25 protein-coding genes are annotated in these 25,125 nt (G+C 38.3%); all 25 read left to right on the top strand.

The window, feature by feature from the left end; translation table 11 throughout:
* Positions 1-17: 17 nt before the first annotated feature.
* The 25 genes from IGI52_RS18625 to IGI52_RS18745 all read left to right on the top strand — a co-directional run bounded on the left by IGI52_RS18625 (position 18) and on the right by IGI52_RS18745 (position 25,110).
* Positions 18-1,514 (top strand): hypothetical protein, encoded by a 1,497-nt coding sequence (locus IGI52_RS18625; RefSeq protein WP_438782044.1) that lies wholly within the window; start codon positions 18-20, stop codon positions 1,512-1,514.
* A 33-nt stretch (positions 1,515-1,547) separates the two neighbouring features.
* Positions 1,548-1,859: a hypothetical protein gene (locus tag IGI52_RS18630; RefSeq protein WP_137665516.1), complete on the top strand. Its 312-nt coding sequence runs from the start codon at positions 1,548-1,550 to the stop codon at positions 1,857-1,859.
* A gap of 389 nt (positions 1,860-2,248) precedes the next feature.
* On the top strand, positions 2,249-3,508 hold the full coding sequence (locus IGI52_RS18635; protein ID WP_438782045.1) for a replication initiation factor domain-containing protein: 1,260 nt from the start codon (positions 2,249-2,251) through the stop codon (positions 3,506-3,508).
* Complete coding sequence (locus tag IGI52_RS18640; RefSeq protein ID WP_438782046.1) at positions 3,498-4,046, top strand: hypothetical protein; 549 nt, start codon at positions 3,498-3,500, stop codon at positions 4,044-4,046. Before IGI52_RS18635 ends, IGI52_RS18640 begins: the two co-directional genes overlap by 11 nt.
* Before the next feature lie 26 nt (positions 4,047-4,072).
* Positions 4,073-4,558: an antirestriction protein ArdA gene (locus tag IGI52_RS18645; RefSeq protein ID WP_438782047.1), complete on the top strand. Its 486-nt coding sequence runs from the start codon at positions 4,073-4,075 to the stop codon at positions 4,556-4,558.
* A 24-nt stretch (positions 4,559-4,582) separates the two neighbouring features.
* Positions 4,583-5,083, top strand: coding sequence for a hypothetical protein (locus IGI52_RS18650; RefSeq protein WP_438782048.1), 501 nt, complete (start codon positions 4,583-4,585; stop codon positions 5,081-5,083).
* Positions 5,084-5,271: 188 nt separating this feature from the next.
* On the top strand, positions 5,272-8,265 hold the full coding sequence (locus IGI52_RS18655; protein WP_438782049.1) for a VaFE repeat-containing surface-anchored protein: 2,994 nt from the start codon (positions 5,272-5,274) through the stop codon (positions 8,263-8,265).
* A 150-nt stretch (positions 8,266-8,415) separates the two neighbouring features.
* Positions 8,416-8,676, top strand: coding sequence for a type II toxin-antitoxin system RelB/DinJ family antitoxin (locus tag IGI52_RS18660; protein WP_438782050.1), 261 nt, complete (start codon positions 8,416-8,418; stop codon positions 8,674-8,676).
* Positions 8,663-8,941 carry a type II toxin-antitoxin system RelE/ParE family toxin gene (locus tag IGI52_RS18665; RefSeq protein WP_438782051.1) on the top strand — a complete coding sequence of 93 codons (279 nt, stop codon included), beginning with the start codon at positions 8,663-8,665 and terminating at the stop codon, positions 8,939-8,941. Before IGI52_RS18660 ends, IGI52_RS18665 begins: the two co-directional genes overlap by 14 nt.
* A gap of 257 nt (positions 8,942-9,198) precedes the next feature.
* Entirely contained in the window at positions 9,199-10,161 is a 963-nt protein-coding gene (locus tag IGI52_RS18670; RefSeq protein WP_438782265.1) for a class A sortase, read from the top strand.
* A gap of 143 nt (positions 10,162-10,304) precedes the next feature.
* Positions 10,305-11,684 (top strand): glucosaminidase domain-containing protein, encoded by a 1,380-nt coding sequence (locus IGI52_RS18675; RefSeq protein WP_438782052.1) that lies wholly within the window; start codon positions 10,305-10,307, stop codon positions 11,682-11,684.
* Positions 11,685-11,747: 63 nt separating this feature from the next.
* On the top strand, positions 11,748-12,299 hold the full coding sequence (locus tag IGI52_RS18680; RefSeq protein ID WP_438782053.1) for a hypothetical protein: 552 nt from the start codon (positions 11,748-11,750) through the stop codon (positions 12,297-12,299).
* A gap of 3 nt (positions 12,300-12,302) precedes the next feature.
* Positions 12,303-12,662 carry a hypothetical protein gene (locus IGI52_RS18685; RefSeq protein ID WP_438782054.1) on the top strand — a complete coding sequence of 120 codons (360 nt, stop codon included), beginning with the start codon at positions 12,303-12,305 and terminating at the stop codon, positions 12,660-12,662.
* A 1-nt stretch (position 12,663) separates the two neighbouring features.
* Positions 12,664-13,041 carry a hypothetical protein gene (locus IGI52_RS18690; RefSeq protein ID WP_438782055.1) on the top strand — a complete coding sequence of 126 codons (378 nt, stop codon included), beginning with the start codon at positions 12,664-12,666 and terminating at the stop codon, positions 13,039-13,041.
* Positions 13,042-13,060: 19 nt separating this feature from the next.
* Complete coding sequence (locus tag IGI52_RS18695; protein ID WP_438782056.1) at positions 13,061-13,789, top strand: LPXTG cell wall anchor domain-containing protein; 729 nt, start codon at positions 13,061-13,063, stop codon at positions 13,787-13,789.
* A 36-nt stretch (positions 13,790-13,825) separates the two neighbouring features.
* Positions 13,826-14,782 carry a conjugal transfer protein gene (locus tag IGI52_RS18700; RefSeq protein WP_438782057.1) on the top strand — a complete coding sequence of 319 codons (957 nt, stop codon included), beginning with the start codon at positions 13,826-13,828 and terminating at the stop codon, positions 14,780-14,782.
* 19 nt (positions 14,783-14,801) lie between these two features.
* The gene (locus IGI52_RS18705) at positions 14,802-15,020 is read left to right on the top strand and encodes a TcpD family membrane protein (protein ID WP_438782058.1); all 219 of its coding nucleotides are present in this window, start codon (positions 14,802-14,804) and stop codon (positions 15,018-15,020) included.
* Between the two features lie 2 nt (positions 15,021-15,022).
* A complete protein-coding gene (locus tag IGI52_RS18710) occupies positions 15,023-15,412 on the top strand; it encodes a TcpE family conjugal transfer membrane protein (RefSeq protein ID WP_438782059.1) in 390 nt (129 codons plus the stop codon).
* Between the two features lie 63 nt (positions 15,413-15,475).
* On the top strand, positions 15,476-15,694 hold the full coding sequence (locus tag IGI52_RS18715) for a hypothetical protein (protein WP_438782060.1): 219 nt from the start codon (positions 15,476-15,478) through the stop codon (positions 15,692-15,694).
* 194 nt (positions 15,695-15,888) lie between these two features.
* Positions 15,889-16,746: a type IV toxin-antitoxin system AbiEi family antitoxin domain-containing protein gene (locus tag IGI52_RS18720; protein ID WP_438782061.1), complete on the top strand. Its 858-nt coding sequence runs from the start codon at positions 15,889-15,891 to the stop codon at positions 16,744-16,746.
* Positions 16,747-17,643 (top strand): nucleotidyl transferase AbiEii/AbiGii toxin family protein, encoded by an 897-nt coding sequence (locus IGI52_RS18725; protein ID WP_438782062.1) that lies wholly within the window; start codon positions 16,747-16,749, stop codon positions 17,641-17,643.
* Between the two features lies 1 nt (position 17,644).
* Positions 17,645-19,804: an ATP-binding protein gene (locus tag IGI52_RS18730; RefSeq protein WP_438782063.1), complete on the top strand. Its 2,160-nt coding sequence runs from the start codon at positions 17,645-17,647 to the stop codon at positions 19,802-19,804.
* Positions 19,805-20,514: 710 nt separating this feature from the next.
* Positions 20,515-22,434 carry a group II intron reverse transcriptase/maturase gene (ltrA, locus tag IGI52_RS18735; RefSeq protein ID WP_438780261.1) on the top strand — a complete coding sequence of 640 codons (1,920 nt, stop codon included), beginning with the start codon at positions 20,515-20,517 and terminating at the stop codon, positions 22,432-22,434.
* 107 nt (positions 22,435-22,541) lie between these two features.
* Positions 22,542-22,949: an ATP-binding protein gene (locus IGI52_RS18740; protein WP_438782266.1), complete on the top strand. Its 408-nt coding sequence runs from the start codon at positions 22,542-22,544 to the stop codon at positions 22,947-22,949.
* Positions 22,950-23,046: 97 nt separating this feature from the next.
* On the top strand, positions 23,047-25,110 hold the full coding sequence (locus IGI52_RS18745; RefSeq protein WP_438782064.1) for a CD3337/EF1877 family mobilome membrane protein: 2,064 nt from the start codon (positions 23,047-23,049) through the stop codon (positions 25,108-25,110).
* Positions 25,111-25,125: the final 15 nt, after the last annotated feature.

The following is a 25,125-nucleotide window of genomic DNA, read 5'->3' on the forward strand; positions in this document are numbered from 1 at the left end:
AGGAAGCTGATTATTAAATGAGTTTGTTTTCCTACAAAGGAAAGAGGCTTCAACTGTATCACAAATACCTAAATGTAGGGTACACCTTTCTTTTTTCTCTTCCATCATTTGCCATGTTTGCTTGGGTATGCTGGTCAAAGCAATCAGAAATCGTATCTTTTGTGAATGGGAATCAGCGAAATTTCCAACAAATTGTGATCTCAGGAGTACTTGGTTTGTGTTTACTACTCTCAAATATCTGTGTTTCCATGTCAATCATTAAACATTCTAGATTAAAAGGTGGCTACTTTAGTCGACTTCAACGCTGTCAATGGCTGCTGAAATATCTGATTGAAAATAATTTGGTAGATATAAAAAAGAAAAAGACAGAGAACGGATCGCAAGAGCTGATCCAAGCACCAAGTGTTTATTATCGAAGAAAAGATTCCCTAGATTGTTTTACCTTCAAATTGGGTGGAAAACATCACAAAGAATTTCTATTGATGGGATCAGTTCTGGAAGAACTATTCTTAGGTGATCTAGTTGAAGTGGATCGTGCACCTATGTTTGTCACGTATAAACTGTTGCTGGACACGAAGGATCGTCGTCTATCTATTCGAGAGGTCAAAGCGAAAGATGGATCAATCGAGCTGATGAAAGGTGTCTTTTGGGATTTCGATAAAATGCCGAATCTACTCATAAGTGGAGGAATTGGGGGCGGGAAGACTTTTTTCATTTATACATTAATCAAAGTATTTATGGAAATTGGAACGGTGAAGATTGCGGACCCAAAACGTTCCGACTTAGGTGTTTTAGCAGACCTTCCTGCATTTAAAGGGCATGTCTTCATAGAAAAGGAAGAGATCTTTCGTTTACTGGAAGATAGTTATGAAATGATGATCAAGCGCTATAAATATATGCGTGAACATGAAAACTATACCATGGGAAAAAACTATGCCTTCTATGAAATGCCACCATATGTTGTGATAATTGATGAGTGGGCCGCCTATTATAGTACGTTGGACTATAAGGAATCAGAGAGAGTCTTAAAAGTATTAATGCCATTGATCTTACAAGGCCGTCAAGCAGGAGTCTATATGATTATTGCCTTGCAGCGGCCCGATGCTCAAAATTTACCCAATGGACTACGAGATAATTTACTCGCCAAAGCATCACTAGGTCGCTTATCTGAACTTGGATACACGATGTGTTTTGGTGCCGATCATAAAAACAAAAGTTTCGTCAATAAATCCGGTGTCGGTAGAGGGTATCTGGATATTGGCAAAGGCATTCCTCAAGAATTATACAGTCCATTTGTTCCCGATGACTTTGATTTTCTAACGGAGTTCGCCAAATTTGATCGAATGATCGAGCTTGATTTTGAGGCGATGCGAATCACGAAAAAGGACCAGGAAATGATGAATGCCATGTATAACGAGGAAGATGAACTGCAGACAAGAAAGTTGGTTTCAGAAGAATATCAAAAGGAACGACAAGAACGATTGAACCAATTGGAAAACATTACGATAGAGTAGCTTGCGTTGTTCTGTAACGAGGAGGTGACGGACGTGAGTGAAAAATACTACCGAGTAAAAACGGCAGCTAAATTAATAGATCCAAATTTTTCTGCTCGAACCTTATATTCTTGGATCGCAAAAGTTGAAAAACGAACCACCTATCATTTTTTACGAAAGAGTATTTTGCGAAATGGCATTCCTGTTGTTCAGATTTTATTGAAGGAAGAGGACATTCAACTACTGAAAAAATTGTACTCATTGAGGAATAAGGAAAAGAAGGAGTTAACAGCGGCTATTTTCGCCACCTTCTTGTCACCAGAAGAACTCGATGAACGATTAACCATGGAACGAAATATTTTTTAACCAACTACTATCCAATAGAGATACTGGTGGGGAACTATGCCCAGCATAGCCATGCACTCAATCGAGCGTGGCGTTTGCACGGACAGCGGCGGCAGCCGCTTATGTCAAGGGCAAACGCACACGCCATGAGTGTGCGTGGATGGATGAGGGCAGGCGCCAGCCTGCCCTCATCCGTTACCCCCCAGTATCTAATAGGGGGGGTAGAATTAAAATAACGAAAAGGAAAAAGTGGAATTAAGGTTGATATAGCAGCATCCATCGAAGATGGCGTTTTGTGCGAGTTTTATACTTTTTGAAGTCGCACAAAATTGGAAAGCCAGTTGTTGCAAGGAGATAACCTCGTTGACGATTCATCCACTAAAATTGGAAATTGTTATTTAAAAGTAGGAGTGAGGAAATCGAGTCCAAAAGAATTGAGAAATTATCGGTACAAATTTGGTTTACGCAATACTAAGACGAAGAAGGTAAGACCCGTCTCGCAACGAAGGTTTGCAGAAATTGTGGGCGTTTCTTTGTCCTACTACCAAAAGATGGAACAAGGAAAACGTCCCATCCCAGAGGAGATACAAGAGCGGCTAGAAGCATATTTCCGCATTTATCTTAAACATGGTATGGATATGCGGGTCATGATTGATTATTTACGCTTATCCTTTTTCGGAGTTGATCCAAAAGAGGTCATTCGAACGATTCTAGGAATGAACGAACTCGAATTTGAGACTCGATCCACAGGGCTATATTTATTTGATCAAGTCTCTGTACGAGGTAACATTTGGGTTTTCTGGCATACAAAAGAATCCACGAAAAATGTGTTGGTTCAATTTTCGGGGCAAGGCTGTCGAGAATATGAGGAATTGTTGAAAGAGCGAAAGACAAATTGGCAGGATTTCTTACTTCGTATATGGCAAAAACAAGGAATGGCGGAAAGTTGTTACGACCGTGTACAATGCAGCCGGATCGATATCGCGATTGATGAATTGTGGCTACGTGAAGATGAAGAACACTTTGATCTCTTTTCCATTTTAGAAAAGAAACCCAAAGGATTGTTGGAAGATCGCTTTAAATTGTTTGAAAATTATGGTGGTTATGTGACGGAATCGGATGTTGTTCGAAACAAAGGCTTGTCTTTGTACTTTGGTTCCCGAAAATCACCGCTGTACTTCATTTTTTATGAAAAGCGCCTTGAAATAGCAAGTCGAGAGAAAATGACTGAGGAGGAGGCATTACTGGATTATGGCATTTTCAATCGGTATGAAATTCGTTGTGCAGCGGAACGAGCCATGGATGTGATCAGTCAATTTATTACTGGAACGGATTTAGGAGTGATCGGTGCTGGAATCATTAATTCGAGAATTACCGTGTACGATTTATTGGATTCAGAAGCAAAAATTGTAAATAAGCAATGGGCACAAATGTTTCGAACCGCACGAGAACTAAATTTTACGATGAAAGCAGAAAAGTTCTCACTGGAGCGGGCGGAACGTTGGTTTGAAGGACAAGTCGCACCGACACTGAAACTCTTAAAGCTGGTGGATGAATTAACGGGCCGTGATTTTGTGGATGCAACCATTGAAAAGGTAGAACTAAGTGCGGATCAAGAAAATTATCTGGCTTGGTTTCAATCTTCAGGAGGCGATCAAGTTGGAGGATAAAAATAAGAGTATTTATTCAGGAATAGAAAATCATCAGAAGAAAATCAAGGCGATTGAGCAGCGAATGATTGCTTTGACTGCGTTTAATTATTCGTTGGATTTAGTCGAACGAATGCTTGAGCGTGGAGACTATGAAGGCGACTCCGCATGGGATGAAATCGCGCGATTGATGGAAGTCCGGAAGGACTGTGAAGAGGACTTAGAAGCACTGAGTTGGCAGGTCGCTCCAAGCGACTTGAGTCAAATAGAATTCTATGCGTTCAGTATTCCTAAATCTGCATTAATCGCAGTAAAGATGGGCGTCAAACCATTGCTGGTGTATTCGAATTGTGTAACAGAGATTTACCAGCAACGTGTGTGTTATGAAAAGTGTTCGTTGACGGAAGTCGAACACGTTTTAAGAGAAGCACGCTGTGAGTTAACCGAACAGAAACTAACAGAGCAACAGATTCAAGACGAATTGGTTGACCTAGGAAAACATGGCGAAGAACGTTTTTATCAAGGGTCGGTGTTGTTGATAGAAAATTATTTTGTGTAAGAAGGATCAAGGTGGGAGGAAATATGATGGACGCACAAATCTATATTGCCAATCTTTCTAAATATGTTAGTGGAACGATTCAGGGCGGCTGGTTTGATTTACCAGTGGAATATTTTGAAATTGTAAACAAGTTAGGATTAAATGAATTCGAAGAGGAAACGATTATTTTGGATTCTGAGACACCATTTATCGTGAATTCATACGATAGTTTGGATCAATTAAATGAACGTTATGAACAATATTTGGAATTACCAAGTGAGGTTCGTGATCATGCCAAAGAATTAATTGGAGATTTGTTCGAGTCTGAAGAAGATTTATTGGAAAATGCTGGAGACGTCACCTTTTTATCGGAGGTTGACACGGATGAAAAATTGGGAAGTTATTGGATCAATGAAGGATTGATCACTGTACCAAGTGAATTGGCCTATTATATTGATACGGAAGCTCTTGGTCGGGATATCCGGTTAAACGGTGAAATCCTATACGTATCCGATGGCTGTTTCATGAAATAATGTTGAAAGAAGGGGCAAATTTGGATGGTTGAGTTGAACTATGTCGGTTCGTTTCATTTTGGAAATACTGATTTACTGCAGAATCCAGAAGAATGCCAAGATTTCTTTGGTGAAATGTATCATTGGTACAAAGTAAAATTGATCAACTTTCTTGAAGCCAATCCATTCGAAGATTTACCGTTTGAACCATTTTTTGAACGATTCAGAAATTTATTTATCAAAGAGCGAGAACAGTTGAAAAAGCTAGATGATCCAGTCACATTTGAGAGATTAGATGGACTCTTCAAAATGAACGTTTATGATCCGATACTTGGTCAAATCGTTGAACGCTTGAGAGAGGTGGACCAAGAGCGGACGTACTTCATGAACTATGTAAAAAAGCGACAATGGCAGGTAACAGATCAATTTTGGGAAGGCCTTTGGGCCTATGGAGAGATTCGTGTAATAGAAATCAATTCTGCTTATGCTGAAAAGTTGATCCCAATTGATTTTGTAGAAAAATGTCATTTGAAAATAATCAGATAAACCCGCATTTTATTGTAATAAAAATTGACTATCGAATCAGAGCCACGTTCTAAGGAATCCATTATATAGAGCGTGGCTATTTTTTTGTCTAAAAATGGTGGTGATTGCTTTTCATCGAATTAGAAATAGAAGTCCTTAATCATTCCAGCAGGAAAAGACCCAACGAAAACTATTATGGAGGAACGTTTATGAAAAGAAAAATCAGTAGAATTATTTTTTCACTCGTAATGATCGTGACACTGCTTACTCAGATAATCCCCTTCAATGTGATTACTGCTTATGCAGAAAGTACTGAGACAACACAAGTACAAAAGAATGAGGAGAAACAACAAACCTCAGATTCGACAAAAGAGGCGCCACCTGAGTCAACAAGTGAACCAGCCAAGGAGACTACAGAAAGTACTAGTAGTTCAAAGGTTCCTGAGAGTTCAAAAAAACAAGAAACTGTTGAATCTATTAGTAGTGAAGACAACAATGAGAAAGATAAAGTGGACTTAGATGCTAGTATATATGGTTCTGGTGCAGGTGTTCCTGGAGAACAAGTCCTTTTTCCAAGAGCGAGAGCACTTTCACCTGATTTGCCAACATTCTTTGGTATTTCGACAAATGCGATTACTGCAGAACTGACCGCCCATCAAAATGATTCATTCTACTTGGGCACACCTTATCGTGGTTTATATTTGAATCCCGATGAAGCCTATTGTTTGAGTCCTAATGGCGCTCCAACAAGTTATGGACCTGGGATGAATTGTACAGGATTTGTGGCAACGGTCATTCGTAGAGCTGGCGGCGATATTTCAAGAATCACTAACAACAGTTCTGGTTTTGGTGGTGCTGCGAATGCCTATAACTGGCGTGATGTGTTACGCTCAACGACTTATGCGGATACCTACAATTCGGTATCTGAAATGTTGGCAAGTGGCACGATGCGTAAGGGCGATATTATCTACTTTGAACCGGATAAATCAGTGACAAATTACGATTGTCATATTGGCTTTTTCTGGGGAAATACTTCTAGTGACAACAAATTCTGGCATAGCTATGATCCTGGTGGAAATATTATTTCTGATATCAAAGCGAAATCCCCTGCAGAAAAAATCTATGTTTTCCATAATGCACCACCAGAAGTACCAAAAGGAAAAGTACTGTTGAAAAAAGTCGATGATACTGGCAAAGCGCTTGAAGGCGTTGAATTCAAGCTTACTGCAAATGGAAAAACGACTACGAGTAAAACCAACAGTAAAGGTGAATTAACAACCCCTGATCATGAAGTTGGAACAGAGCTTCATTATGAAGAAACAGCTACCATTGCAGGCCATTATATCGATTCTGCTTCAAAAGGAACCGTCACAATTAAAGAAGGAACAAACACGATTACCGTTAAGAATCCTCGTTATGCCAATCTGACCTTGAATAAAAAGAATGATGCAGGCACTAACTTAGAGGGTGTTGAATTTAAACTTACCTATAACGGGAAAGAGCACAAAGTGAAGACCGGCAAAAACGGGATGATCAAAGTGACCAACGACTTGAAACACAATACCCAAGTCGATTGGGAAGAATTAAAAACGATTAAAGGCCATTATATTGATCCAAAACACTCTAAAGGTTCTCTAGTGGTCAAGTCTGGCGAGAATGCTATTAATGTGAATAACCCAACGTTAAACTTTGGGATGACTTCTCAAGCGAGTAATCAAGATGGCGCTCAATTTGTCAATCCAATGAAGGGCCAACAATTACGGGATGAAGTAATGATTCAAGTCAACCAAGCTCCTGCCAATGCGAAATTACGATTAACGAGTGATTTTGTCGAATTTGGGACAGGGGAACAATTGGGCGAAGAATCATTGAAGCAAGTCAATGAGTTCGAAGCGAAACAACCCGTATTTGTGAAGAACGTTTATTTAGACTTTGACGCAACAGGCATGAATGGTAAAAAAGGTGTTTGGACGAATGTCTTAGAATTTTACAATCCTTCCACTGAGTCATGGGAAGAAGTGGCTCGCCATGATGACTTGACCAATGAAGCAGAGTCGATTCAATTTGTAGCTCCTGAGATTCATACTGAGTTTTTCTTCTATGATCAAAACAACAACGAAACGAAACTGACTGACCCATTGAAAAAGGTGAAAGGTTTTGACCGTGTCTTCTATAAGTATTTGATTTCTGGTCAAACTTATACGTTTGATTTGTCTGTGATGGATCGTGAAACAGAAAAAGAGTTCAAAGACCCAAATGGAGAAATCGTTACAGGATCAATTACAGTGGTTGCAGGAGTTGATGGTGAAGTGACTTCAACCATCAATGCAAAAGAGTACTATGAAAACAGTGCAAAAGAAGAAGTGGAAAAAGAAGCCGAAAGTGAAAATGCGAAAGAAGAAAGCAACGATTCAGACGAGTCAAAAGAAGCGGTTAAACCCATGGATGCAGAAGTCCCTGCAGCCAAAGAGGAGCAAGAAGACGAAACGGAATTCTCAACATTGAGTGAGGTAGAGTTACTCGAAGGTTATGTCGATGTGCCGTTTGAAGCAGACTTGTCCGCAGCGAATGGAAAAATCTTAGTCGCTTATGAGCAGCTTTCAACCAATGGCACACCGATTGCGGAAGAGAAGACGATTGATAATGAGAAACAAACAGGGAAGGTAAGAAATCCTAAGATCGGGACAAAAGCGCTGGTCGATGGTGAGGTAGAAGTAACCACTGACGGCAAAGTAACCCTAACTGATGAAGTCGGTTTTGAAGATTTAACGCCTGATGTGGAGTATGGACAAAAAGTCATCTGGATGGACCCACGGACAAAACAGCCCGTCATGATCGATGGGAAAGAGTTGACTTCAACCATCAAATTCACACCAAAAGAATCAACAGGATCAGTTACGGTCATGATTGAAGATGTGGCGGTTCAACAATTATTTGGGAAGGACAATAAGATTCAATTGGTTGCGTTTGAGGAAACAACTTCTAATGATGAAGTGGTTGCTTCAGAGAAAGACTTCAACAATAAAGGCCAAACCATTACTATCAATAAATCGGTTGAACCATTGAAACCAACGAATCCAACAAATACGTTGCCTCAAACATCAGGATCGTTAGGAGAGTCTATGCTGTGGGTATTCATAGGTGGAATACTGATAGCTGGTGCATTGATTATATTTAAGAGTAAATACAAGAAAAATAGCTAGAATTATCTAAATCGATTCAGCAGATAGTGACTCTGAAATATAGTAATATTCGTTTTCAGAATGATCTCAAACCAAGGTAAATAATAAGCGGACGTGTTGCCAACGTAATCCCAACGTGATAAAATGAAAGTGATGAAGGGAAGTGATTTCATGACTGTATCACGTTTGAATATTCGTATTGATGGAGAACTCAAAGAACAAGCAAAAGAGGTTTACAAAGATATGGGAATGGATTTAACAACGGCAGTGACAGTCTTTTTAAAGCAAAGCGTCAGAGAACAGCGTTTACCATTCCAACCAAGTAGAGAACCTGTAGAAAACATTATTGCTCGTTATGAAGTAGAGAATGGGATGACAACAAAAGTAGATTCCGTCAAAGACCTAATGGAGCATTTAAATGCGGAAGATTGAATATACGTCCATATTTAAGCGAGACTTCAAAAGAATAATGAAAAAACACTACGAAATAAGCAAATTTGAAGACGTAGTTGAACTGCTTGTTGAAAATGATCAAGACACATTAGTACGAAAATATAAGGACCATGCGCTAAAAGGAAATTGGAGAGGGTATCGAGAGTTACATTTAGACAAGGATTGGTTGCTGATTTACAAAATTAATGCTACAAAGCTTGTTTTGACGATGGTAAGAACGGGAAGCCATGATGAACTTTTGTAGAGCATTTGGACTTCAATTAATCTTATTATCTATCTTAATGAACGAATGATTTTTCAGAGTTCCCAATAAAGCGAAAAATGACTAAATCATATGATAATCTTACTTTTTCTAGAAGAAGGGGTAAGGCTATTTTGTAGTAGGAAGATCATTTTCTAAAAAGTAATATTGAAAATCAAAATAGTGAACCAATACCAGCCAGGTGTTAGTAAATTAGCATCTGGCTGTTTTTATTGTCCGCTACGAGGAGGCAAGAAATGATGAAAAAAGTTTGGAAGGTGTTTCCAATTCTATGGTTGAGTTGTGGGGTGTTTTTTTCCGTCGCAAGTTACTATGGCTATCAGTTATTACTTCATGCGAATGAGCAGGCAGAACAACTAACCTATCCTATTGAATCCAAGGGCAAAATGAAAGAAAAGCAGAAACGAAAAATAAAGAATGCCGTTTATTGTCCACGACAAATTAAGCCCGTTACACCAAAGACCTATGCGAAAGCGCAATTACATTATACAGAAATCGTGAATCAGTCGGGCATAGGTGCTTTGTTTATTCCGAGTGCAAACATTCACTCAAAAATTCTTGCAGGAATGGCAAATAAAAACTTGATGGTCGGTGTTGGAACATACTACAAGGATCAACAATTATCCAGCGGCAATTACGTTCTTTTGGCTCACAATTTAGTTCAAGGAGGCGGAATCCTTGGAAGCCTACCAAAAACTTCTTTACAGGAAATCATTTATGCGACTGACTTTACGAATGTGTATGAGTATCAAGCGACAAAAAATGAAGTCGTACCAGCAAGTCGTGGTGATCTGTTGGTTATTCCAGATGATGATAAACCTGCAGTTCTGACGCTTATCAGATGTGAAGGCGGCATCAATACGTCCAATCGTGCGATTGTTCAAGGGGAGTTTTTGAAGGAATATCCAGTAAGTAAAGCTAGTGATTCAGTCAAGCTTGGATTGGGATTAGTTGAAAGTCATTTATTCATTGATGACACAATGATTAGCTCGCAAAACAAATTCCGTGAAACAAAGAATGACGTACAAGCAAAAAAAGGATTAAAGCAGGGGAAGCAAGAACCCAAATTCTCTCCAATTGAAACTCTTTGTATTTATCTATTTACGGTATTGAATGAGTTCCCATTTTTGATGGGAATCAGTTATTTGGAGGGACTTCTTATTTCGACACATATAGCAACTCGCAAACAGGTTGAGCTTTAAAAAAATAGGAGGAGATTATTTTGATTTGGATTATTTTAGCATTTATAGCAGGAACGACATTAGGTGTATCTATGATGGCTTTGTTAAGCGCCGGAAAATACGATGACATGATGAACAACAGGATTGAATGAGGGGATGATTAAATGAAGAAATTTTCAACCATTACTTCGGCACTAATACTTAGTTTACAGGCATTTCTTTCAACACCAGTGACTGTTTTGGCACATGACAGTCTGCCCATTCAAGAAACAACTGAACAAGTTGAACAATCTACCGAAACAGCGGGATCAACAGAAGATAGCAGCGGTTCAAGCAGTGAATCAACTACTACAGAATTGAGTGAAAGCAGTACCACTTCGAGGAGTCAATCAAGCGCTGAATCTTCTAGTAGTATGACGAAACCATCAGAATCTACAACTTCTAGTAGCCAAGAACCACCAAAAAAAGAGAAGCCAAAAGAAGAAACCATACAGGAAGATCCTAAGAAGGAACCAGCAGTAGAACAAACACCACAAAGTCCACAAGAAATCTCAACACGACAAACGATGATTGATCAAGAAGCAACAGTCGATTTATCCCGCTCTGTACCATCAAGCAGTGTCACTCAAGATGGAGCGATTCACTTTGAAAAGGATGAATCAGTCGATAGTTTTATTCGGAAAATAGGTGAGTCTGCTCGGAAAATTGGACAGGAAAAAGACCTTTATGCGTCTGTCATGATCGCACAAGCAATCTTGGAATCGGGCTCTGGTCAAAGCCAATTGGCACAAGCACCGAACTATAATCTGTTTGGTATCAAGGGAACTCACAACGGAAAATCTGTTTCAATGGCAACACAAGAAGACTTAGGAAACAAAACCCTTTATGCGACGCAAGCTGGGTTTCGAGTCTATGAGAACTATGAAGATTGCTTCAATGATTACGCCACCTTGTTAAAAGAAGGTCTTACAGGTGATCCAAATTATTATGCAGGTGTGTGGAAATCGAATGCAAAAACGTATCAAGAAGCAACGAAGTTTCTGAAGGGGCGTTATGCGACAGATACACAATACGATCAAAAGTTAAATGGTCTGATTGAAACCTATGATTTGACCACATATGACAAAGAGATTCAAGGTGCGCCAGTTAGTGCTGCAGGCTATATAGTTCCATTGAATCATTACACAATCTCAAGTCCATATGGAAACCGTGGCTCAGAATTCCATCGAGGGCTAGATATGGCTGCAAATCAAGGCGAAGCAATTCATGCCAGTAAAAAAGGAACAGTCACAAAAGCGGAATACCATTATAGTTGGGGGAATGTCGTTGCCATTGAGCACGAGGATGGTATGACGACTCTTTATGCCCACCAGCAACAGTATATTGTTCAGCCTGGGGATCAAGTCGAACAAGGGCAAATCATTGGTTATGTGGGAAGTACGGGCAACAGTACAGGGAGCCACCTTCATTTTGAGCTTTGTAAGGATAACAGCCTTTCTCAAGGCATGTTGCTTAATCCGCAAAGCGTGATGTTTGGCAATTAAATCTGAATCATTTGTCTAAAGAGTCTTTATTTAAGGCTCTTTTTTGTGGAGGTGAACCTGCAAATGGAGTTTATTGGAAAGCCTATCTTAGAAGAGGAATTTATTGAGCATTACATGCATTTGTTTGAATCAGCCATTCGGCGGTTATGTTCGATTGATGAGTTCTTTCCAAAAGAGAAAGAATACCTTCAAGCAGAATACCGATATGCCTGGTTGTTGTATAGACAATTTGAAGTCGAACAAAAGAGGCCGCCTGACTATCGGTTTTTGAGTGATAGTGTGACCAATGCGGTTATTGCTCGTGAGTACCTGTTTCAAGAACGAGAAAAAAATATCATGAATGCGGAACATTTTGCGGAAAGATATGTTGGTCTTTTACGATCACACGGCTTATTGTCGGTCACAATTTTTGGATCGACTGATTTTGCCTTTGTGCTACAAAGTGAACAACATCGAGCAATGAAACGGTATGAAGAGGAGGATCACTATACTGAGGGCTATGAAATGATGCGTATTCAGAACAATCGATTCCTGCAGAACTATGTGATCCAGCAATTGGCCGATGACTTTCTTGATCTTTACTCCGTGTACATGAAGAAAAACCAGGAGGAGTGAAAAATGATTCGAGTCATTGTTCTATTAGGAATTGTGGTTGCTTTAGTGAAAGTAATTTTCTATGTTTTAGGATCAAAATTTGATTGGTTGCAGAGGAAAGACAAGCTGTCTTGGAAACGAGGATTCAAGCGGAACCGCTATGAGTTGCTTCTAAAATTTGAAGATGGCCGTTTCGCTTTTTACACCTTCTATGCCAACTATACAAACTATAAAGCGGCAGACTTAGTAGCAAAATTATTCAGCGATCATTCTTTTGTCGGAATAGAAGAAAATGGACGTGTCTGTTACTACCATTCTTCCGAGATTACCAAAATTGAAACGCAAAGAATTCCCTTGAGATGGCGAAAGGAAGGCCCCATATAGCATGGTCAATTTCCAAGTTTTGTATGATCATTCTCAGTTTCAAGAATTCCGACACTTGATTGCCGATGTGTTAGCAACAATGAAACCTACCATTCAGCCATTTGTTGGATTACCAAAAGAAATGAAAGTTCAATTTAAACATGATCCAGAAATGTATCAACGGTATGTACAGCAACGAGTTCGATATATCAATGAGCGAGAGCGAAAAAGAAAGCAATTTATGCAGTGGTGTACCAAAGAAGTGATTGAGCAGTGCAAAGAAATCTATCCTGATGAAGATCATGTTCAGTTAGTTACGGAAATAGTATCGGGATTAACTCAATTATTTATGAATCGTTATGAGTTCATAACGGATTTCTCTTTGGAAATAAATTTTTAATGAATGGAGAAAACAAGATATGAAAAATAGAAAGATCACCTTATTAGCTATTACAAGTATGACGTTGTGCGGGCTGCAGCTTGGAGGTCAGATGGCAAACGCCAATGAGCTAAATTTAACAACTGCAGACTCAGAAATACCACTGATGATTTTGCCAACGTCAGAGGGATTGGATGAAGAATTACCAGGAGAGTTGCCGACTGATCCTGAGTTACCCACTGATCCAGAGCTGCCAGAAGAACCAACGGACCCAGAGATTCCGACTGAACCCGAAATTCCTGTAGAACCTGAAATCCCAATAGAGCCAGAAACACCTATTGAGCCAGAAACACCTATTGAACCAGAAGTTCCTGAAACACCCAAGGAGCCAGAAAAGCCGACTGAACCCGAAATACCGATTCAACCAGAGCAGCCGAAAGAACCACAGAAACCACAAGAGCCAGCAGCACCTGAGAATGGGGCTGGAGAGATTATTCATCAACCTACGCCAGAAACACCTATCGTGACCGATACAGGGGAACAAATTATATCGGTTAAGGATGGTGTAGCGTATAAAGAAACTCCAGCAGGATTAACGGCCATTGATAGTGCAGTAACTGCTTTGCCTGACGGAAACATTTCTATAAAAGCGGCAGATGGTTCCACAAAAGTTTTGCCTAATACTGGTGAAGTCGGGGCCAATGGATTATCCATTTTAGGGATGGGATTGATTTCAATGATTGGTTTGATCTGGAAGTTTAAACGATAGAATGAAGTTGATCATTGGAGAGGTGTTGGCTAAGAAATGAAGAAACAATCTCTTCGGAAAAAAGAAAAAACAACAAGTGACAAAATCCCTAAAGCAAGAAGAATCCATACTAAAACAATGAGGCGTGTTTTCTGGGCAGGGATTTTTTTCTTGAGCATTTCTGGCGTTTTGGCGATTCTTCAAACCCAGGGATTGCGATTAAAAATGAGTTCACTCAATAAAGAAGTAGTCACGATTCAGCAGAAGAATAAAAAGGAATCTAGCAACTCAGTGGTTTTAACCCCTGAGATTGAGTCATTCATGAATCGATTTGTCGCTTTGTATATGGCAATTTCAGAAGATAATGAGACTCAGAAATTGCGCCAAGAAACACTCTTGAAAGAGTATTATGCAAAAGGGATCAAGGAAGAGGATTCCTTTTTTTCTGTAAAGCGAACACTTAAATCAGCCGCTTTTACCTCGTTGAAAAAAGTAGATGGGATTGCGACAGCAAGCTACAAAGTGACCTATCTCATTGAAACAAAAAATGAAGAGGATCAAGTGAAGAAATTGACGGTCAGCCAATTATTGAATATTCCTTTTCAATCGTCCAAAGCAGGAAGTCGAGTCATTTCTTATCCCTATTTCACGGCATTAAAAGAGAACAAGGAACGAGCAAAAATCTTAGATTATGATCCCAACGAGTATGATTCTGTCGATGCAACAACTCGTGAAAAGGTAATGGCGTATATCGAGGAGTTTTTAGAAAAGTATGCGGAAAATTCGTCAGAAGATATGCGCTACATGATGGATGATCCAGAAGGATTAAATGGTTCAGCAACCATTGATCAAGTCAGTGGTCAAGTGTTTCAAGAAAATGATCACCTACTGGTGAAGGTTGCAGTTAAGTTTAAGGACAAGGGAATCGATTTGATTTGGCAAGAGAACATGTCAATTGAAGTTGTGAAAAAGGCGGATAAGTATTATGTCCAGCAATTATCACATACGTGGTAATTATCAAGGAGGGAACAATATGGGATTAAAAGGATTGTCGGATTTTGTTTTAGAACAAGGAAAATATGTGATCATTATGTTGGTGGTTTATTTGGCTTCCAAAAACTTTGCAAAATCCAAAGTAGTGCAGATTATTTCTGCATTTGTAGGCGGAGCGGTAGCATATTTCTTCCTAAATGATCCACAAAAAGTATTTGATGGCATGGGAACGATTATCGGAAAGCTGTTTGGTGGGTAATCATGAAATGGGAACCATACAATTACTCAGCGGCCTTCAAAGAACCCTATCGGATACAAGACTTAGGAAATTTAGGTCGATTACCAGCACCAATCGCTGCAGCAAACATTGGAAGTTTCCTATTAGTGTTGGGATTAATGTGGGGAATTTTTCGGGAAGTAATCCAAGGAATATCAGAGACACTTCCTTTCTTTCCAGCTCTATGCTATATCGGAATACCTGCAGGAAGTGTACTTCTAATGAATAAGGTCCAACCTGATGGAAAGAAGATATATTACTATATCTTTGATCTAATTATTTATATTGCGACGATTCAATGGCGAGGTGTTGTTTTCTACAATGGAAAAACCTATAAACAATCAGAAGTAGATGAAACCCTGCATTTCAAATAGTAAGTAAACTCGCATGTCTCAAGAGATGCGAGTTTTAATCCGTAAAAGGGTGTGATAATTTTGGTGTTGAAAACTAAAACTTTCGAGGAAATGAAAGCATTATCCGAAAGCGAAGTGATAAAGTATTCTTGCTATTTGATGGATAGAAAGCTAGAACTCGCTAATTTAGCAATTACCAACGAAAAAAATGTAACGGATGAGAGTATTTGTGAAGCAAATAAAATCAGTGAGCAATTACAGTTATTAGCAGAGGCAAGACAAAGAAGTAAGATCAATAGTTAAATGTTTGATAGCTTTGTCAAATATTACTCATTATTCGTCTAGTTAAGAAAGAGGTTTGTATTTTGAGTATTAACGGCAAATTATTTTGTTGAACGATTTAATGTTGTAAAAATATATCTAATTATTTGATGAAATGGTAGTATTAAATCATATAGATGGATTGTTTGCCGTTATCCTTGGAAGGAGAGGGTTTGATGAATGAAAATAAAAACCAAAAGAAGCATGACTTTTCAAATGAAGAACTCCGCAAGCTTCTTTCTCAACGGATTGAAAGATTATCTAATAAACATTTGCGAGATGTCATGAATTATATTGAACCGCTTTATGCAGAAGATATTCTCAAACCATACTTGCTCGGAAATGAAATGCCAAAGCCAACTTCACAAGAATATATTTTCTTGCAAATGGCTAGTAAGTATAATGGAAACATTATTAGGACGCTTATGCTGGAAGTTGGAATCAGCAGATACAATTTTCGATCATTTGTAGAAAAATATGAATTATTAGAAATTTCACCAGGCTCGTACGTTTATCAAGAAAGCGAAATCGATGGTCCTTTTATGTTTCAACAAAAATATAGTAAAGCAACTATTGCGCTAGAATCAGCGCTATATTTTTATGGGTATTCTGATGTCATACCAAAAGAGACAATTATGTATATGCCTAGAACCTATAATTTGAAACAAATTCATTTTGGGGATCAATCTTTAGTTAAAATAGAAGATACCAGTACTTCGAATACAAGGCAGCAACTAAAGATTTTTTATCCAGACAATGATCCGATTCGCTTAATAAAAAATGTGAAAACAAAGATGGAGTCGCATTCTCAAGTGTCTCAACAAAGTTCTCTTCCTTATTTTGTAGCTACTCTTGAACAAACGCTTGTTGATATCGTGAAGCCACAATTCGCTGTTGAAGAAGAGATCAAAGTTCAGGCCTATAAAAAATACATTGAGAATTATCCAAAGTTTATACCGAGGATTCAACGCATAGCATCCGCTGATGGCGTATTGAACAAGGTCAACTACTACTTAGAAAGAAGGTTATACTAATTGAATCCTCAACGTTTCAAAGACATGATTAGAAATATGCATGGAAATGTAGGATATGAGGAGTATTATGTGCGGTTTGTTACCGAACGTTTCCTTGCCAGATTGGAAACCACACCATATCTCGATAAATTTGTTATTAAGGGCGGCTTTTTGTTAGAGACAATCTATGACATCCAACAACGTACTACTCAGGATTTGGATACGTTGATCAGAAATATGTCTAATGATAAAGAAGAGCTTTCAATAATTTTGGAAGAAATTGCAGCAGTTGATTTGAACGATAATGTTGCCATGGAAGTTTTGAGCGTTGACTCCATTCAAGAACAGAAAAAATATGCGGGAGTTAGGGCGAAATTTGTTTTAAAATTTCTAGGTGAAAACGCAAGTTATCATTTTACTCTTGATATTGGCGTTGGTGACGCAATTACACCGGAACCTAAATTGCGTAAGATTCCTTTATTGTTCAATGATAAGAAGCAGGAGAATAGGGCAATCACTGTCTATGCTTACCCAATAGAAACCATACTTGCAGAAAAAATAGAAACGATTCTTACCCTAAGTATAAGTAATTCTCGTATGAAAGATTTCTATGATATCTATTTAATTCTTTCTGATCCCAATCTGCCATCAATAGAAGACTGCTTCCTAGCCTTTGAAAATACTTGGAAGTTTCGAAGTGGTTTTCCTATTGAGGCGAGTTTTTTTGAAGATTGGTTTTTTGTTATTGATCTGATCCAACAAAATAAATTGATTCAGGAAACGTATTGGCCAAACTATTGTTCAAAGCGAGCATACGCAAAAGATATAGACCTTAATGAAATTTTGTTCCTATTACGAAATTATATGGAAGAACTTCAGCAACAGTTTATAAAACAAACAAGAACAAATGGGGAATGAAATGACAATTGCTAAAAGTCCTATTAAGGCATTGAAAGAGAATCTATTACTGACAAGTGACAATGATATCTGGGCATATTACCAAGTATCACCCAAAACCATTTCACAGAATAATCCGAATGCCATTCAAGAGAATAAAGAGCATATGGCAAATTTAGTACAATTGCTTGCACCTTATGAAGATGTGGAATTAATCATGTTTCCTCGAACGATGAATCTATCCAGTAAGTTCACAAAACTATCCGAGGGATTTGATAAGGAGAATCCAAATTTAGGCGAGTACTATTCAAGTGAAACAGTCAATCTATTAGAAAGGGAAGGTACGATTTATCGTCCTTCTTTTTTGTTGGGCGTAAAGATAAAAGACCAGTATATAGCCGAAAATTTAAAAGAGGTATTTACCAAGTTGACGACAGAATTGGTCGATGAGGTTTTAGGTTTTGCTGGCTATGAATGGATTGATAACAAAGAATTATTGGATCGAATGCTAGAAGTTTCAAATGAAGTGACACAATTACTTTATTCTTTTTCAATCCGACCCTTAGATGAAAATGAAATGATCTATGTGAATCGGCTGCAGTATATTCGAGGAATGTCCCATAAAATTGAAGATGAAAATCATTGGCAGGATATTGAGGATATTCAGTCGGCAGTGATTCGCCCGATCAAAAAAGGGAAGGGAATTCTAAAAATAGAGGATGAATTGGGAGAAAGTTTTTTATCTATTCTGCCAATAGGTAATTTTCCTGACAATATGAGCAATATGAATATCTTTCAGTTTGCGCAGGATTTGAATTTTCCAGTAGAATTTCGAATGAAACTCCATTATCCAGAATTGACGGGTTCTCAAGGACTTCAAATTCGAGCCGGATGGTTGAACAATCGGTTTAAGGATGAACAAAATGATCAAGAAAAACACGGGGATGAACCAACGGATCGTGTACTAACGATTCGCTATTTATTGAAGCATATGCGAGAGCGAATGAATAGTGGGGAACCTATCATTGATTGGTTAGGATGTTTCGTTGTATATGGAAAAACTAGACAAGAAGTACGGCATCGTAGTTTAACCATCATAAAATTGCTGAGTCAAAGTGTGAAAATTTGCCGAGGAAAGAATGATCAAATCAAACTATTTTACAAATTATTAATGGGTCAATCACTTGGAAATCAAACACATTGGAAGCAACGTACGAACGTGGATGCCATAGCTGAGCTTCTTTTTGGGACCATTACCGAATTAGGGATGGATTCGGGTTGGTATATTGGCCGACAAGATGTGGTGGGGTTGAAAGGCTCAAAAGGTGAGAAGACAGAACTGGAAGAATTAATTTATGCTTCCAACAAGTATGTTTTTTTGAATCCTTTGGCGATTGCAGAAGGGATCAAAGGGGCCTTGTATGATGCACCACATATGGCGGTCACTGGAAAAACAGGGAAAGGAAAGACATTTCTTGTTGGATTAATTTTTCTCTACAGTTCGTTTTTAGAAGCCCAAAGTCTTTTCATTGATCCAAAATCTGAAAAACGAATATGGTTTAATAAGCTAGTGAACAATCCGTATTATCAGCAGAATTATCCGCTGTTTGTCCAGCATCTTAATCGAATCAGTTATGTCACCTTAGATGTGAACAAAGAGAAAAACTATGGCGTATTGGACCCTTTTGTTTATTTGGATCGAATTGAGGCAAAGCAAGTGGCTCAAGATATGATCGATGAATTGAGTCCACTAGGATCAGAACACAAATTGAAAGGAGCCGTACTAGAAGGGATTCAGAAAACACTGACTCGCCGTGATGAGGGTGAACGGGTGGGGTTGTTACATGTAGTGGATTGGTTAGAAAAACATTCAGATGAAAAAATTCACGAATATGGCCGATTCTTGCAATTGAGTATTACCGATTCTATTCTACGTTTAGGTTTTTCTTATGGAGAAAATAATGGACTGGATTTTAAAGAGAAGACAACCGTGCTGGAAATTCAAGGATTAACATTGCCGAAAGATGATATCTCGCCTGAACTTTATTCTGATGCCGATAGAAAAGCCTTGTGTTTAATGATCAGTTTAGGTCGCTTTTGTGAAATGTTTGGGAAACGAGATATTGAGAAAAAGACCGCTGTTTACTTTACGGAAGCCTGGATTTGTGCGAAACGTTTGTAGTTGAAAAGACTGCGCACGCTCTAGTAATTTGTCGCTTAGAAAACAATAAGCGAGAAAACTAATTTAAAAGAGCGGAGAACTCTTAACTTGAGAAGTGGAATGATAGAGTAACGTCTTGAAACGCTTCCTCTAATCCCCCGACATGCAATGATTTCGTGCAAAAAGTTATTGTATGAAGCTCGGTAAGGTCGGCAGAAGGTTACCGTAATGAAGACTTATCTTTATCGAAATTGTCCTAGAGGTAGGATATGTAACGGATATGCCGGGAGTCACAAAAAGTTGAATATGGTGAGAATGTCCCGTTCGGGACTGACGAACTGGCGAATGTACGCTCCAAACGCTAACGTATAGAAATATACGAACAATTGAATTGAGGATGAGTAAGAATAGATCCTATGAAAATCCTTGATGTGTTACAGGCACATGATAATTCAGTGGGGTAAAGTCAGCACCTAAGTTCAGCATTGATAGAGTTAAGGGAACGTTGAAAGCTAAAGACGTGGAGGGATGCACAACCAATGAAACGTAGAAAAGGAAATCATAACTTTTCATCATCTTTAGTGAGAGTAGTGGCATGACCAAAGAAGATTCTGTAATGGAATTGGAGGAATAGCCACAAGTCATTTATTTATTGAATAAAACTTAATCACTACTCATGGATTCTGGTAAGACTCAAAAGGTCACGAATCTGACGAGAGGAGTGATAAACCATGAAACAAACAGTAAGAGAAGAAGTTATCTTAAAAGATAACAAGCTGCGTTATGCAGAATATTACGGAATGACGGAGACTTTTGATGAATTATATGGAAAAAGTTGCAATGGAAATACTTTCCATCATCTTATGGATATTATTACCTCCGATGAAAATATTCAACTTGCTTATCGAACAATCAAAAGTAATAAAGGTAGCAGAACCAAAGGTATTGATGGTGTAACGATTAGAGATATCGAAAAACTCCGCTACGCAACTTTTCTGGATATTGTGAAAAAAAGATTCAAAAATTATTCACCAAGAAAAGTTCGTAGAGTAGAAATTCCGAAACCAAATGGTGGGAAACGCCCATTGGGGATCCCCTCAATTTGGGATCGAATTGCTCAACAATGTATTTTACAGGTAATAGAACCAATTTGCGAAGCAAAGTTTTACAAGCGTAGCTATGGATTTCGACCGCAACGTTCTACGGAGAACGCTCTAGCTATGTGTCTACATCGAATAAATAAAGTTCATATGAGTTATGTAGTAGATATTGATATTAAAGGATTCTTTGACCATGTTCATCATGGGAAACTAATGCGCCAAATTTGGACATTAGGTATCCGAGATAAACAATTATTGGTTATTCTTCGGAAAATGTTAAAAGCACCAATCGTTTTTCCTGATGGAAATATTAAAATTCCTACCCTCGGAACCCCCCAGGGAGGCATTCTAAGTCCATTGTTAGCAAATATCAATTTAAACGAATTTGATTGGTGGATTGGCAAGCAGTGGGAAGAACGTACGTGTCGGGAACTTAAACCTTATTTTAGCAAAGAGGGTCATTTAAACAAAGGGTATTGTTTTACTAAATTACGTAAAACAACTACTTTAAAGGAAATGTATATTGTTAGATATTGTGACGACTTCAAAATCTTTTGTAGAAACAGATCAGATGCACATAAAATATTCCACGCTGTTAAATTGTGGCTAAAGGAACGATTAAAGCTTTCTATCTCAGAAGAAAAATCGAAGATCACCAATCTAGAAAAAGAACCAAGTGAATTTCTTGGTTTCACACTTAAACTTGTTTCAAAAGGAGGCAGGAAAATCTGTCATTCCCATATTTCGCCAAAAGCACTAAAGCGTATTAAATTGGGCCTCAAGAAACAAATGAGAAAAATTGAAAAGGTTGGAACACGGTCATATATCGTCAAAGAAATTCAGAAATACAATTCTATGATAATTGGTATTCACCAATACTACAGCATGGCAACTCATATAAATATCGACGTTATGCCAATCAATTATCAATTAATGGTTAGCTTTTACAACCGTTTCCATCTCCATGGGCTAACAAAAATTGGTGTATATAAAGGTCATGACAAAGGAATCAAGAGATATCTAAAGTCAAAGCAAGTAAGATACCTACAAGAATATCCTATCTTACCTTTAGGCTATGTTCAAATGCGAATACCTATGCTAAAGAAACATGCCTACAATAAATATACGCCAGAAGGGCGACGTTCGATACACAAAGAACAACAGTCTGTTCCAGCTTGGAAAATACACTGGTTGCGTCAACATCCTGTGATAAATAAGAGAGCAAGTATTGAACTCAATGATAATCGCATTTCACTATTTGTCGCACAAAAAGGAAGATGCGCAATAACAGGAAAAGAACTGTTTCTGGATGACTTCCACTGTCATCATAAAAAAACTTGGAAAGAGACAAAAAACGATTCCTATCGGAACCTAGTTCTTGTAACAAAAGAAGTCCATATGCTTATTCATGCAACAAAAGGTGAAATAATCAGACGATTGTTGAAGCAATTAGCATTGCCATCAGACCAATTGGAAAGACTAAATAAGCTTCGCGAATTAGTAAATAATCCTGAAATACCAATACCCAATGAAATAGTAATGAGCAATTGACTCTTCTTTTAACTGATTCAAAGATTAAGAAAAATGAATTCAATAAATAAACGATAGAGCGCCGTATGAGGTGAGAGTCTCACGTACGGTGTGGAGCGGGGGAAAATCTGAAGATAACTTCAAAGGATTACCTATCGCTATTCAACAAATCGAATTCAGGTCGAGCCATCATTTCCTCAATGGCTCGTGTAGGTCGGTCGCAAATGAATCAATTGATATTGGATACGCAATTTATTGATGATTTGGGTACAGAAGATGAAAAGGGCAATTATGGCGTAGTCTTTGCCTTTGATGAAGACAGTGAACGAGATAAAATTCTGACTCATCTGGGATTGGAGTGCAACGAGGAGAACCGAAAAGAGATGAAACGAATGATCAAAGGTCAATGCTGGATGCGTGATATTTATGGACGAGTAGGCAAATTGAATGTTCATAGTTTATTTGAAGAATTTACGGAAGCATTAAAGACCACTGAAAAGACTAGTAACAGTGAGGCAGAAGAACAAGGTGCTTAGAATTACTATCTTTTATGAATGCGAGAAATCTTCTACGGTGATTTGAAGAGTCTGGAAACGGGCTCTTTTTTTCTTGAGAATAGGAAAGAGGGATGCTGTGAAAAAAAGCAATAAATATTTGATCCATCTGGTTTTACTCTCCATTTTTTTCGTGTTGATTCTATCGGCTTCTGTTTATGCAAAGTCAGATAAGAATGATCTTTATACGGTTGGGAAGTACCACCTAGATACGTTTTCCTCTTACATTGGTGATACGGAGTATTCGCTTGGGAAAATGCTGTTTGGAAAGAACGGGACAGACTTCATTCAAATGATTACCAATATGATGTTTAGTTCCAATAAAATTGTCTGGCAAGTTTTTGATTTTGTTATCGAAAAACTCTACAAAGGTGCTGCAATGGATGGACTCATTCACACCTTCTTTCAGTTCTCCAAGAATATTTACGATAAGCTATTCAACGCTGTTGGCTTAGGATTAACAGGTATGTATGTTGTTTATATATTCTATTTGAAAGTATGTAAAAGTGGTAATCAAGCAAAAAAGACATTGGTTCGTTTCTTATGTGTGGTTGGATTCTCCATTCCATGGTTTGGCAATGGGACAGTGGCTAGTCAAGGGGAAAAGTTGACCAAGGATTTAAACACCTATTCTACTGCAGTCGAAGGTTTGATTTTTGAAGCGACAAACGGCATTGATGATTTAAGTGTTGCTACGACGAGTGAGGACGCCATCAAGCAAATTCGAGAAATGTATTATCAAAAAGCGGTGGTAGAACCTTATTTATTGCTAAATTATGGCACGACAGATATTGATGAATTAGCCAAAGCAGGGATTGATCCCACAGAATTTTTATCCGAAAACATAAAAAGTGACGATTTAAAAACTATTTCTATAGACGTTACGGATGCCGCAAAAGAAGAGGATGACCAAAAAGAAACCTATCGTGCCTTTATTCAACCTACGAAAAGCATTTATAAAATGATCGTTGGGATCATGAGTCCTAGCTTAAATGTCTCATTAGGAATTCCGATTTTAATGATCGGGATGGTGCGCTTTCTATTTCAATTAGGAGCCTTATTGATGTTGTTGGCACTGGCTTTCATGTTGCTTGTCTCTTTTTTCCCTGGGATGGACTATCTGATTTTTCGAGGGATCAAAACGTTTGTTGGCTTTCTTTTTCAAAAATCGATTTATAGTGTCTTGATCCTAGTGGCCTTTCTTGTCTTCAATAGTATTGATGAGTTGATTCCGATGAATACCGTTGCAGGATTTATTGGCAATATGGTTGTTCGAGGGCTTGTCTCACTGATTGTATTTCTAAAGCGAAAAGCCATTCTGGAGAATCTAGGTTTAGGACAAGTGGATCGAATATTATCCAAAGCAAAAACAAAAGCACAAAATACAAAAAGAGAAGTCACTCAAACTACTCGTAGAGGCAAGGCGTTGACAGAGCAACTTATTTTGAAAGGAACAGCTATTGCTGGGAAGATCCATCCAGGTATTTTGGCAGCCAGTCAGTTGTATCAACGGACGAAGCAAGAAAAAGCTACACCTGCTAGAAAATCGAAAGAAAAACCATTAGAGATTGCGGATGGTCGCAGGAAACAATTACCCTTTGATGATAAGTTGCTTGTCAGTAATATGCCGTCACCATCAATACATCAGACTGTGGCAGCATTACGTCCACGGAAAACTGCTAAGCCAATAGATGAAAAAACAGCAGAGATCAATAAAAAAATCCCCTTACAGACGTCCTCTTTGCCTATTGATCGACTTCTTCAAGGTAGAAATGCAATAGGAGAGAACGATCGGAAATTTTCTATCACTCAACCATCCATGAAACACATTGGACAGAGTATTCCTTTAGCAAAAAATATTCCTCGATTAGTTGCGAATGAGTCATTGACTCAACAAGTAACGCAATTGAAACAATCACGAGCATTGATCACAAATCAAAACAGGATGAAGTCATTGAAACAAGTAAATGCATTATCACAACAGGATCGAACCATAAAAATGATTGATAGCCCAAATGAATCCGTTGGGACGAATCAAGGATCAATCGATTCTACTAGCAGCAAGACAACAAGAAAAACAATTGATGCACAATTGGGTAGAGACTTCACTTTACCAGAAGGAAGAAGCCCACAACAAAGATAAAAATATCTGCAGTCC

This window comes from Enterococcus sp. DIV0187, assembly GCF_051713785.1.
GTDB classification, from domain to species: Bacteria; Bacillota; Bacilli; order Lactobacillales; family Enterococcaceae; genus Enterococcus_A; species Enterococcus_A avium.

Coding starts and splice junctions, on each gene's coding strand:
- IGI52_RS18625 (WP_438782044.1), top strand. CDS start 18: ATGAGTTTGTTTTCCTACAAAGGAAAGAGGCTTCAACTGTATCACAAA.
- IGI52_RS18645 (WP_438782047.1), top strand. CDS start 4,073: ATGGACGCACAAATCTATATTGCCAATCTTTCTAAATATGTTAGTGGA.
- IGI52_RS18650 (WP_438782048.1), top strand. CDS start 4,583: ATGGTTGAGTTGAACTATGTCGGTTCGTTTCATTTTGGAAATACTGAT.
- IGI52_RS18655 (WP_438782049.1), top strand. CDS start 5,272: ATGAAAAGAAAAATCAGTAGAATTATTTTTTCACTCGTAATGATCGTG.
- IGI52_RS18660 (WP_438782050.1), top strand. CDS start 8,416: ATGACTGTATCACGTTTGAATATTCGTATTGATGGAGAACTCAAAGAA.
- IGI52_RS18665 (WP_438782051.1), top strand. CDS start 8,663: ATGCGGAAGATTGAATATACGTCCATATTTAAGCGAGACTTCAAAAGA.
- IGI52_RS18670 (WP_438782265.1), top strand. CDS start 9,199: ATGAAAAAAGTTTGGAAGGTGTTTCCAATTCTATGGTTGAGTTGTGGG.
- IGI52_RS18675 (WP_438782052.1), top strand. CDS start 10,305: ATGAAGAAATTTTCAACCATTACTTCGGCACTAATACTTAGTTTACAG.
- IGI52_RS18680 (WP_438782053.1), top strand. CDS start 11,748: ATGGAGTTTATTGGAAAGCCTATCTTAGAAGAGGAATTTATTGAGCAT.
- IGI52_RS18685 (WP_438782054.1), top strand. CDS start 12,303: ATGATTCGAGTCATTGTTCTATTAGGAATTGTGGTTGCTTTAGTGAAA.
- IGI52_RS18690 (WP_438782055.1), top strand. CDS start 12,664: ATGGTCAATTTCCAAGTTTTGTATGATCATTCTCAGTTTCAAGAATTC.
- IGI52_RS18695 (WP_438782056.1), top strand. CDS start 13,061: ATGAAAAATAGAAAGATCACCTTATTAGCTATTACAAGTATGACGTTG.
- IGI52_RS18700 (WP_438782057.1), top strand. CDS start 13,826: ATGAAGAAACAATCTCTTCGGAAAAAAGAAAAAACAACAAGTGACAAA.
- IGI52_RS18705 (WP_438782058.1), top strand. CDS start 14,802: ATGGGATTAAAAGGATTGTCGGATTTTGTTTTAGAACAAGGAAAATAT.
- IGI52_RS18710 (WP_438782059.1), top strand. CDS start 15,023: ATGAAATGGGAACCATACAATTACTCAGCGGCCTTCAAAGAACCCTAT.
- IGI52_RS18720 (WP_438782061.1), top strand. CDS start 15,889: ATGAATGAAAATAAAAACCAAAAGAAGCATGACTTTTCAAATGAAGAA.
- IGI52_RS18730 (WP_438782063.1), top strand. CDS start 17,645: ATGACAATTGCTAAAAGTCCTATTAAGGCATTGAAAGAGAATCTATTA.
- ltrA (WP_438780261.1), top strand. CDS start 20,515: ATGAAACAAACAGTAAGAGAAGAAGTTATCTTAAAAGATAACAAGCTG.